Origin of the sequence: cf. Phormidesmis sp. LEGE 11477, from assembly GCF_015207105.1 — a bacterium.
GTDB lineage: Bacteria > Cyanobacteriota > Cyanobacteriia > Phormidesmidales > Phormidesmidaceae > Phormidesmis.
Genome location: NZ_JADEXO010000067.1, coordinates 23231 through 34098, shown reverse-complemented (window position 1 = coordinate 34098; position 10868 = coordinate 23231). Strand labels below are relative to the sequence as shown.

8 protein-coding genes are annotated in these 10868 nt (G+C 47.0%); 6 read left to right on the top strand and 2 right to left on the bottom strand.

What is annotated here, in order from left to right; all coding sequences use genetic code 11:
* From aroA to gatC, 5 genes are all read left to right on the top strand, one after another.
* Positions 1-1252: 3-phosphoshikimate 1-carboxyvinyltransferase (gene aroA / locus IQ256_RS17925; RefSeq protein ID WP_228025025.1), on the top strand; the 1252-nt coding region annotated here is incomplete at its 5' end.
* Between the two features lie 78 nt (positions 1253-1330).
* A complete protein-coding gene (locus IQ256_RS17920; protein WP_193856921.1) occupies positions 1331-3109 on the top strand; it encodes an EAL domain-containing response regulator in 1779 nt (592 codons plus the stop codon).
* Positions 3110-3277: 168 nt separating this feature from the next.
* Positions 3278-3730, top strand: a complete 453-nt coding sequence (locus IQ256_RS17915; protein WP_193856920.1) for a hypothetical protein — start codon at positions 3278-3280, stop codon at positions 3728-3730.
* 166 nt (positions 3731-3896) lie between these two features.
* On the top strand, positions 3897-4415 hold the full coding sequence (locus IQ256_RS17910) for a photosystem I assembly protein Ycf3 (protein WP_193856919.1): 519 nt from the start codon (positions 3897-3899) through the stop codon (positions 4413-4415).
* Between the two features lie 56 nt (positions 4416-4471).
* Positions 4472-4762: an Asp-tRNA(Asn)/Glu-tRNA(Gln) amidotransferase subunit GatC gene (gatC, locus tag IQ256_RS17905; RefSeq protein WP_193856918.1), complete on the top strand. Its 291-nt coding sequence runs from the start codon at positions 4472-4474 to the stop codon at positions 4760-4762.
* Positions 4763-4783: 21 nt separating this feature from the next.
* On the opposite strand, the gene IQ256_RS17900 is transcribed toward gatC, so the two are convergent.
* Together IQ256_RS17900 and IQ256_RS17895 are read right to left on the bottom strand one after the other, a co-directional pair.
* Positions 4784-5431 (bottom strand): hypothetical protein, encoded by a 648-nt coding sequence (locus tag IQ256_RS17900; RefSeq protein ID WP_193856917.1) that lies wholly within the window; start codon positions 5429-5431, stop codon positions 4784-4786.
* Positions 5432-5627: 196 nt separating this feature from the next.
* A complete protein-coding gene (locus IQ256_RS17895) occupies positions 5628-6644 on the bottom strand; it encodes a hypothetical protein (protein WP_193856916.1) in 1017 nt (338 codons plus the stop codon).
* Positions 6645-7245: 601 nt separating this feature from the next.
* On the opposite strand from IQ256_RS17895, the gene IQ256_RS17890 reads away from it, so the two are divergent.
* The gene (locus tag IQ256_RS17890) at positions 7246-10809 is read left to right on the top strand and encodes a hypothetical protein (protein ID WP_193856915.1); all 3564 of its coding nucleotides are present in this window, start codon (positions 7246-7248) and stop codon (positions 10807-10809) included.
* Positions 10810-10868: the final 59 nt, after the last annotated feature.

Sequence of the window (10868 nt, the reverse complement as noted above, 5' to 3'; positions counted from 1 at the left end):
ATCCATCTCTCATCGTTCGCTGATGCTCGGCGCGATCGCCCAGGGCACTACTCAGATCAAAGGGCTTCTGCTCGGCGAAGATCCCCGTCGTACTGCTGCTTGCTTTAGGGCCATGGGGGCAAAGATTTCAGATCTTGAAGCCGAGTGGGTAACGGTAGAAGGCACAGGCGGTGAGCTGCAAGAACCGGACGACGTGCTCAATGCTGGCAATTCGGGAACGACGCTCAGGCTAATGTTAGGACTGCTAGCATCTCAGCCAGGGAAATTCTTCGCGGTGACAGGGGATGATTCACTGCGATCGCGCCCAATGAAGCGAGTGATTGCACCCCTGACCAGTATGGGAGCTACCATCGCTGGCAAAGCCAACCACACGCTTGCTCCGCTAGGCGTCACCGGGCAGTCGCTACGGCCTTTTCACTATCGCTCCCCGATTGCCTCAGCCCAGGTGAAATCGTGTCTACTCCTTGCAGGACTGACGACTAACGGCGATACCACCGTTACCGAACCGAGCCTATCGCGCGACCACAGCGAACGTATGCTAAAAGCTTTCGGCGCTAATCTTTCAATCGATCCAGCCACCCACAGCGTCACCCTTCACGGCCCGGCCAAGCTCACCGGTCAAACCGTGATCGTACCAGGCGACATTAGCTCCGCTGCTTTCTGGCTAGTAGCCGCTGCGATTACGCCAGGCTCAAACTTATTGATCGAAAACGTCGGTATCAACCCAACTCGCACAGGTGTTTTAGACGCACTAGCGGCCATGAATGCCGATATTACCCTAGAAAACGAAAGAGACGTGACCGGCGAGCCGGTTGCCGATCTGCGAGTGAAGCACAGTCAGCTAATCGGCTGTCGCATTGGCGGCGATCTGATTCCTAGACTGATTGACGAAGTCCCAGCTCTGGCTGTGGCGGCGCTCTTTGCAACAGGCATCACCACCATTACCGATGCTGCCGAACTGCGGGTCAAAGAAAGCGATCGCCTCGCAGTCATGGCTAATGCCCTCAATCAAATGGCTCCTGGTAGCATCACCGAACAGCCTGAAGGGATGGAAATAAAAGGCACGGGTGCGGACACGCAGCTCACAGCCGCTACCCTTGATAGCTATACCGACCATCGTATTGCCATGGCCCTAACCATCGCAGCTACCCGCGCCCATGGCCAAACAGCTATCCAACGCGCCGACGCTGCCGCTGTTTCCTATCCCACCTTTGTCTCCACACTAGAGACCGCAGTAGCCTCTGATGAATAACTCTCTCTCAAGCTCGGGCATGCTAACGCTAGCTCACGCTATCTAGCCCATGCTCTGGGCTCGACTGCAAGTTGTCCCATGCACAAAATTTTAGTCATAGAGACCCCTAGCCAAGATCGGGCTGATTTAGTCGAGTACCTAAAGTCTGAGGGGTTTTTGATAAAAACAGCAGACGATGGCCCTTCAGGCGTTCAATCGGGGCGGACTCATCGGCCCGATGTGATTCTATGTAGCTGGGCTTTAGAAGGGCTGCATGGTCATCAGGTGCTAGACGCGGTGCGACAAGATGGCGAGCTAAAAATTACGCCTTTTATATTGATTACAGAAGAACCAGAAGGCACACTGGTAGCAAGATCGCACGTTCGTCAAGCGATGGAAAAAGGGGCCGATGATTGCCTGATTCGCCCAGTTACTCATATCGAAATTCTCAACACAATAACGGCTCGCATTAACCGTCAAGTCGCTATTAGTGAACTGTACGTTGGCCCGCTACGCAATACTGCCGAGCGCATAAATCGGCTGAACTACTACGATAGCCTGACCGAGCTGCCCAACTATGAACTGCTAAAACATTGCTTGAACCGGGCGATCACGGCGGCTCGCGAAAGCCAACAAACCTTGGCCTTCATGTCTGTTAGTATCGACAGGCTGCAGTTGGTCAACACTGTACTAGGCTATCCAGCAGGTGATGAACTCCTTAAAGCTGCTACCTGGCGCATGCAGTCCTGTTTGCCTACAGGGGCGACGCTGGCTCGGCTCACAGCCAATCAGTTCGCTATTTTACTGCCTGAACTAGAGCGCTCCGAGCAAGCTAAGGAAACTGCAGAAGACATTATCGATGCCCTCAAACGCCCTTTCTCACTTTCAGGGCATGACATATCTGGTCAGGATGTCTTTGTCACCGCTAGTATTGGCATCGCCTTTCTTCTACATCAGAGCAAAGATTTTTCTACGCTATTGCGACAGGCCAATGCTGCTTTAGAATCCGCCAAAAGTCAAAAAAGTAGCCATTACCAGTTCTACCGATCTGATATGCCTCTGCCCTTTAGCAACCAGATTGCAATGGAGACTTGGCTACGCTATGCCTTAGATCGAGACGAATTTGAGGTGTATTATCAGCCGCAGCTCAACTTAGCAAACAGTAAAATCGAAGGTACCGAAGCACTGATTCGTTGGGAGCATCCTGAGCATGGCTACATCTCACCCGCCAAATTTGTCCCCTTGGCCGAAGAGATGGGATTAATCGTGCCGATTGGTCAGTGGGTATTAGAAACTGCCTGTTCACAGGCGAAGCTATGGCTAAGGCAGAATATCGGCATAAAGTATGTGTCGGTCAATCTATCGAGCGTTCAGTTCAACCAACCTAATTTGATTGAATTGATCGAGCTAACTTTGACTAAAGTGGGATTAGACCCTAGCCAGCTAGAGCTAGAGGTGACTGAAACGGCGCTGATGCAAGATGCTAAGAGCGCGATCACAACGCTAACGGCACTCAAAGCTTTAGGGGTTCGTATTGCCATCGATGACTTTGGGACTGGCTATTCTTCACTGAGCTATTTAAAGCAGCTACCCGTTGACACACTGAAAGTCGATAATTGCTTTGTTCGAGGCGCTCCCCACGATGTCAAAAATCAAGCCATCTTGCAATCCACTATCGAACTTGCCCATCGTCTGGATCTAAAGGTAGTGGCTGAAGGGGTTGAAGAGGCTGCTGAGCAAAGACTGCTGAGCCAATATCAGTGTGACTATTTACAGGGCTATTGGGTAGGCCCACCGATGCCCGCCGCCAACCTAGAGCAGGCACTGATGGTCAGACTACTTCAGCAAGCGTCTCGCTCAGCTACGTTTGCGGTATAGACGCAGCCACTTCAAATAGCTTTCAAAATTCTTTGAGTGGTTACCGTAATTTCTCTAGGATGACTGGGCATATTGAACACAGATTGCCCTAACGGTTTTTGCCGGACCGTACTTTATATGATTGAGCCCCTGAATAATTGGCTTAGCAGCGTCAGCACTTATGCTGATATGAGCCCTGATCTTGCAATCCGCGCTCAGATAAATTTACGGATGAAAGCAAATTCTCGCCCGGCGCTAGGTATTTCTGACTGGTGTCAACTTTTTTTAGCCCCAAATGCTGCCCGCCAGACGTCTGCTTTCCGCTGTTCTGCTTCGGGTACATCCGATACGCGCCGCGTGCTGTGCTTTGTCTATCAGCGCTTTAGCCAATATTCAGGGCTCGACTTTAGCCGTGTGCGCCCCGAGGATCGGCTTGATCATGACCTGCACTTTGCTCTGGTGTGCTGGTTCGATTGGACAATCACCTTTTGTGAAGAGTTCTTTGAGCAGTTCGACTTAGATTTGAGCGATCGCTTTGACGAAGATGAGTTTAATACAATCGGAGAGCTGGTGATGTTCTTAATCGATCAGGTGAACGGCCAGTGCAGAAGCTCATCTGGGGCGATCGCGGCGGCTGACTAGTCTTTGGCGGCTAGCCCTCTACGATCTGCTCTTTACAGCCAGTCCTTTACAGCCAGTCCTTTACAGACAGCTACATTGCTTAAGAATCTCTTACATTAGTGCGATCGCCTAGGCAACATTTTGATAGTCTTGACAGAGCAAAACAAGACTGTGACTAGGGATCTCGATGCCAAGAACTCAAAGAAACGACAATTTCATCGATAAGTCATTTACGGTCATGGCTGACATGATCTTAAAAATGCTCCCAGCCAAGCAGCAGGCCAAAGAAGCCTTTGCCTACTATCGTGACGGCATGTCTGCTCAAGCCGATGGAGAGTATGCCGAAGCGCTAGATAACTACAAGGAAGCGCTCACCCTAGAAGAAGACCCCTACGACAAGAGCTACATTCTCTATAATATGGGCCTAATTGAGGCTAGCAACGGTAAGCATCGAGAGGCTTTGAACCTATACGAAGAAGCCATCGAGCTCAATCCTCGCTTGATTCAGGCGCTGAACAACACTGCCGTAATCTATCACTATCAAGGCGAACAGGCTGAAGCCTCAGGCGACAAGAGTGAGGCAAATGCGCTGTATGATGAAGCCGCTCGCTACTGGATGGAAGCGATCCGAATTGCGCCGAATAACTACATCGAGGCCCAAAACTGGCTGAAGGTGACTGGGCGCATGAAGCTAGACATGATCTAGCCTGTCGTCTTGAAGATTCTTGGCTAGAGATTTTTTTAATTAGGAGAAGTTAAGCTGTGATCGACGTGGATCAGGTACGCAAGGTTGCCAACCTAGCTCGCTTAGAGCTAAGCGAGTCAGAAGAAGCGCAGTTTACCGATCAGCTAAACGGCATTCTAGAATACGTGCAGCAGCTAGACGAGCTAGACACAAAGGACGTACCACCAACAACACGAGCGATTGAGGTTAGCAACATCACTCGCCCCGATCAACTGGAAGTATTCGCCGAGCGTGAATCTATTTTAGAAAGCGCACCGGATCGAGAAGAGGATTTCTTCAAAGTGCCAAAGATTTTAGGCGGCGAGTAGGCAGGCGTGCAGTAGTACAGGCTATGGCCGGATAGATTTTTCAATCGAGACGACGACTATACTAACGATAATTGCCTCGAAGATAATTCGAGCCACCAGGAAAATAATCCTAGCAGCCACTACACTTACTGTGAGATCAAAGACAATAGAGGTGCTTAGAACAAAAATCATCGAACCAGTCACATACAACAAGGAACCCTGAAGTGCGTTCTTAGGCTGATTGGATGGTTTTGGACGTGATTTGAGCGGTATGTAAGTCGGCGAGATGTGTGATAGAGAGACCGCTATGCTGCCTGTGTGTGATTGCTCCTGGCTTAGATTCTTAGATGAGTGGGACTGCGTTCTTGTATGATTGGACCTTTCTAAAACGCAGTTGCTTATCTTCAAGGTAGCTAGTTGAATTTTGAGATCTTCAATCTGACGATTGTATACTTCAACCTGTTTTTGGTGACGACAGTTCTGCTCTACCATCTGTTGTTGATAGCTCCGAGCAGTCGTCGCTATAGCTACTTTTAAGCGTACTGCTTCGCCGTTGATAGTCAGATGAGAAGGTATTTGATGATTCAAGGACTCATCATTCGGTAGCGAGCTAGAATCTTCTTCTATATATATAGGCGGCTTCGATTCAGGCGTATCTGGATCAGAATGGAACGGTTCAGAATCTGACATGACTTATTTTCCGACAACTGTCGGTAGATGTTTTGAACGATTGGTTTGGGATGATTTTTGTAATTGCTGAGTCTCTATATATCTCTTCTATATATCTGTAGTCCTTGCCTTTGGATTGGCGATTGGCAAAGTGTTTTCTTGTTCGGAGATATGACTCTTGGATGCACACATTGGAAAAAAAGCTCTGCTTCTTTCACTACCCTCCTAGTAGCCGAATTGAACAGCAGACCAGTAGAAAGGCAGCACTCCCTAAGAAAACAATGTTTGTGTTCCAGTCTCTTTGTGCTGGCTGACTGTCGCTAATACTGATGCGCTCTAAGATCTCTAGCTTGCTCTGTCGCCAGGGCTCTGTATCTGGTAGTGCTTTGGCCTCTTGATAGGCAGACTGCAGACTACCTGAAGCTAGCATTCGCTTAGCGTTCTCTACTCTTTGGATCAGCGCTTGCTCACGCTGTTTGATCTCGGTCAACAGATGCTCTTTTCGAGGAACCCAGAATACGTGTTCAGTAATGTCTAAAGCCGCAATTTTCGCTCTGCGTGTATCGTTATAAGTTAGTGCAGAGAGAGCTGTGCGCTGACTGCTGATGTTGCTGATCCACTCTTGGTTCCAATCCTCTGCTTTGCTCTGGGCAGTATTACTCAATCGACTTCTGCTAGGAATAGCTGCCAGCATATCTGTCGCTTTATCCAAAGCTCCTTCTTCTAAAGTGCGGTATTCCTTGATAGCTAGCTCCAAGATCCGCTTCGACCACTTATTGATCCAACGGTCAGCTTCTTGCTGCCATACACCTTTTTCTATTTCCGCTGCTAGTGCGATCGCGTTTCCAAATTCACCCGCGATCGCCTTCGCCTTCGCCTGATCTAGAATGCCACTCGCCCACGGCCCATAGCACTGTTCAAACAGTTGCTGTATCCGCTGTTCAACAAGCGCAGAATCAGCCGACATATTAGAGAGCATATGAGCGCATTCTGGATAGTTTCCCTCTTTAAAAAGGCTTTGCGCTCTATCTAGTCGATTCCATACCGTCGTTTGTTCATTGAGCTGATGCGATCGCGCCTCTAAAACTGCAGCACGCTGCTTATTCTCATAGATGCCATAGGCGTTCGCTAACGATGGAATAGTTAGTAATAGCAGCATCAGCAGCGCTACTAACCAAACCTCTCCCCTATAAGAGGTCCGTTTGTGTGCGCGTGTTCGCTCAGGTTTATCCATATCAGGAATCGCTCCGTAGAATGCTCCAAAAAAGCAGCATCCCGTTTTGAAAATTGAGTAGTCAACAGTAGGTAGACAGCGCTAGAGATATAGCAACCATATAACTACCTGTATCTATTCTATCTCACATCCAAAATTTAGGTGCAAATACATCTGTATAAAAGTTCTTGTCTGACGATTAAATAGTACATCGTGTACTCTCTTCTCGTAGCAAGGGTTGTGCTTGCTAAAACGTCTAATTATGTATTAGATATTTTGCTTTAATTTCGTATGTAGCGGTCTTTATGCACAATAGTCTGCGGTTTTACGCAGGCCCGCCATTCAGTGGCAAACCACTGGTTTTTGCTTCGACCCACCTCCAATTAGCTAATCAAACGCCTCTAATACAGCAGTGTGAGAAACAATTAGTCTATATATGTATGCATTTTGTACAGTGTATTTGAACTCATGCTACATATTCACCTGTAGGTACTACACTAAGTGGACTATATAGATAGCTTGGGTAGCGAAGAATTTCATATTGGTCGCTACAGAAAGAAGCGCTGCATTTTTGCAGTGTAGATACCTAACAGAAAAACTGACACACTACGGCTTTGAGCGAATGGATAGACAATCTGGGGCAAAAAGTGGCAGGGAAGAGAAAGCGCAGAGTAGGAAGCTTACCGAAGATCAAAAGCGTGACACTGCTGTCTATCGCTTCTTGCTATCACTCACAGACTTGGACTTATCAGATGAAGGCTCGGAACTTCCAAACGAAACCAGCATCGCAAAGCAGTGGGGTCTGCAAAACAATCGGATCTTCGTTCGCCGCGTGCTACGTTCCGTGCTGTTCAAAGAGCTTTACGAAGACAAAAAAGACGAGAAGAAAGTTACTGTCCCTGGTCTAACACTATCTAAGCTAGTGGGTATTCTCTCTAGCTTGCAGTCCTACAAACGCGAGAATCAGTCTTTAGATGCCAAGCAGAAAGCCTCTGCACTACTGACCCGCGCCGATAAGTTCAAAGCACTCAGCCTTTTTTTCCAGCTATCGCCGATAGAAAGAGATACGCTCAAGATGAAACTGCAGGGCGAGGCGCTTCTTAGAGAAATCTATGAAAAAGCTTCGGATGCGACCGGACCGTATGAGAAAGAAGATATCAATCGCCTGTACGATCTTTTGATCAACAGTTCGAAGGACATCGGCTTTGAAAAGTTTGACAATAACGGCCCTGAAAGCCAGCCAGCTTACGCCATTGAGAAAACGCTTCGAGCACGGCCTCAGCCACCCACAATGCAGGGCTTTATCAGACAAACTGTCTCTGACTACGCAAGGCAGTACCTACAAGGGCTTTCTTCGGAGGAAGAAGCTCAACGAATTAATGCTTTTATAGAACAAGTTGAGCGTGAGATCGATCGCATTGAGCTACAGTCTGGAATTGAGCAAATGGGTAGCTTTTTACCAGGGTATGGGGAAGAAAGTAAGTCCCAACGGTTAAATAGCTATCTTTTGCCTGCTTTCGTAAAGCGGTTGATCTACTCAGTGATTGACAACGAACTGCTAACGGATGAGTTCCCAGTTCATATTAAGTACTTCAAGATAGAACGGGTGAAACCACTGCCACTACGTATTAAAGACGAAAAAGATAGCGATGGCCTATTAAATAGTAAGTTTCTAGAGGGAAGAACCGAGCCTAATCAGCTAACTCCAAGACAACTATCAGCTCGTGGCAGCAGCTTAGGACTAGAGAGACAGGTAGCCTATAAAGTTCGTGTCCATTTCTATATCAAGGTACCTAAAAACTACAAAATACAGTTTGAGGAAACAGCTACAGAAGACATCGACAAACAAACCAAGCTGGAGTTTTCGGAAGAGGTTGTAGGCATTGGCAGCCCCATATCTCATATTATTGCTGTGATTGATCGTGTTTTACTGTGGGACATTCCTGCGTTAAAAGACTACATCTCTGTTGTAGAGAACGTTCGTCAAAGGGATGAAGTTATTGGGACTCTGCCAAATAGTCCAGTGTGGTCTCACTGTGTTGTTAAACTACATCAAAGAAAAGATGTTCAAGCCGCGATTAGAGACAAAGCAGATTGCGCTGACGTAGCGACAGGTATAGAGGTCGCAAGCGCTAATTTCTGTGGGTTCGATCTGATTGAAACAAGCGCCAAGGCAGCACTATATGCTCGGCTAAAACTGATCAAACAAGCACTTTCTACCATGCCAACTGTGACAAAAGAAAGCTATATGGAAGAGCTTTGCCGCCGAGTAGAAGAGGTAAGTGCCCTTAAAAAAGCTAAACAACGCCTTTCCCTGTATCCATTTTCTCTTAGAGCGATGGAAGGAGAAATTAAGGAATATTTGATAGAGAATGATAAATACAAGAAAGGTCACGAGAAAATAGCAAGCAGCAACATCGTTCGTTGGAGTTCAGTCTCAATAGAGGCTGTCTTGTCTATTGCGGAAGCTAACTTAAAAGAAGGTCTTGTTCAAATCGCAAAGAAGCAGTTAGATATCTTGCAACCTTACTTCGAGCGAGACGAACCCGACCAGGTGGATGAATTATTGCAAGCTCGCTATCATCTGTGCTTCTTTCGATACTACTACCTCAGTGATATAGAAGCTCCCTACTGCGAAATGCGCGACCGATACACTGCTGTTCGTAGAGCCTCCGAAGAACTAGACAAGGCAGAAAGATGCTTGGAACAGAGGCTAAAGTACTACGACAAGCTGAGTGAAAGATCTCTGAGCAATCTCAACCCGCAATTTTATTTTCTTTCTCGTGTCTACGCGCATAGAGCGAAGCTTCATATCTTCTTTCCTGACTATATAACTGCTACTGGGAAAGAACCTTTGAACAAGCTGATAGAGCCCATCAAGCTATTGGAGAGCGCAAGAGTATACGCGGCTCGTGACGGTGACGCCGCGCTTTACGCTCAGTGGTCTGCCTATCAAAGCTGGTGCTACATTATGCTCGCTTATCTCACTCCTGAAAAGGCAATACCTGATATTGATGGATTCTCAAAAGAAGACTGTCTCGACTGGGCTAGGAGGCTGATGAAGCATGCCGAAAATTGCTATTCAGAGCAGGGGAAGATCTGTTATCAACAGATAAAGAACAACGGAGGAAAAGAGACAGAGTATTCTTGCCCTTTGCCGAGAGCTGAAGACCGTAGCCTGGCTATTCTAGATGATGTGGTGAAGTGGTTAAGGCCCGCGTATGATTCAATAGCTACTAGATACGTCGGAGTTATGCACTACGAAAAGTATGGAGATACGTTCGTGCAGGTAGCGCCACTTATTCAAGAGCTAAGGAAAGAAGATGGCACTGACCAAAAGAAAAATCAAACAATAGGAGGGGCAAACAGAGAGTTTGTTAAACTCCAGCTTGACCTTTTGAAAGGCCCGCTAGAAGAGGATTATCTAGAAGATGAAGATACCAATTCGAGTAATAGAAGTGATTCCACATATCTGTTTGGGATGAAGTCTGGCATCCTTCTATTTTCAAAGGGAATGTTTTTCCTTTGTAAGCAATATGATAGCGAAGATGATTTTAAGTACAACGTTAGAACGAAATCTATGCGAATGTTTCAGTACTGCTGTGCTATTACGCTAGACGGCACTAGGCGAATTGAAGAAGACAATCCGTCTTGGCCGAATTGGGCGAAACCTGGCCACAGAGTTTTCTCCAGAAGCGTTCCTGATATAGAAGAGATTGATGACCATTCTCCTATAGACGAGCATTGGCGCGATCGCCTGCTGCAGTATCTATATCCGCACAGACTGACCCAGTTTGCCGACTTAGGCAAGATTTTCATCGTCGTTTGCAGACTGATTCTGATAGCGACAGACCCATCGGTCGAAGAGATATACTCATCTTCAAAATCGTGGAATGAAAGCAATAAGCTGCTGAAAAGACAGATAGATAGAGTCCGTAAGATTGTACAGGAGCTCAGAGAAAATAAGGACATCCCCTTCGATGACAAACATGCGCGCGGACAAAAAAGATACAACGGTCATCTTGTTAGTCACTATGAAGCTCTAGATAAATACGTAGAAAGTTTTATCCGAGCGCTAAAAGACAAAGATATAAGTAACCTGAATGGAATCCATATTAGAGACCAGATAGTGACTGATGTATTCAGGATTATTAGAGGCGATGTTGATGTATCTCCTCGTGTGTAATTAGTAGATAAGACCGATCATTATCTAGATATTCCTGGTAGCTTTGATATCGAATGACT

Bases quoted from the DNA above. Each gene is read 5' to 3' on its own strand.
- IQ256_RS17920 (WP_193856921.1), top strand. From the start codon at position 1,331: ATGCACAAAATTTTAGTCATAGAGACCCCTAGCCAAGATCGGGCTGAT.
- IQ256_RS17915 (WP_193856920.1), top strand. From the start codon at position 3,278: ATGAGCCCTGATCTTGCAATCCGCGCTCAGATAAATTTACGGATGAAA.
- IQ256_RS17910 (WP_193856919.1), top strand. From the start codon at position 3,897: ATGCCAAGAACTCAAAGAAACGACAATTTCATCGATAAGTCATTTACG.
- IQ256_RS17900 (WP_193856917.1), bottom strand. From the start codon at position 5,431: ATGTCAGATTCTGAACCGTTCCATTCTGATCCAGATACGCCTGAATCG.
- IQ256_RS17895 (WP_193856916.1), bottom strand. From the start codon at position 6,644: ATGGATAAACCTGAGCGAACACGCGCACACAAACGGACCTCTTATAGG.
- IQ256_RS17890 (WP_193856915.1), top strand. From the start codon at position 7,246: ATGGATAGACAATCTGGGGCAAAAAGTGGCAGGGAAGAGAAAGCGCAG.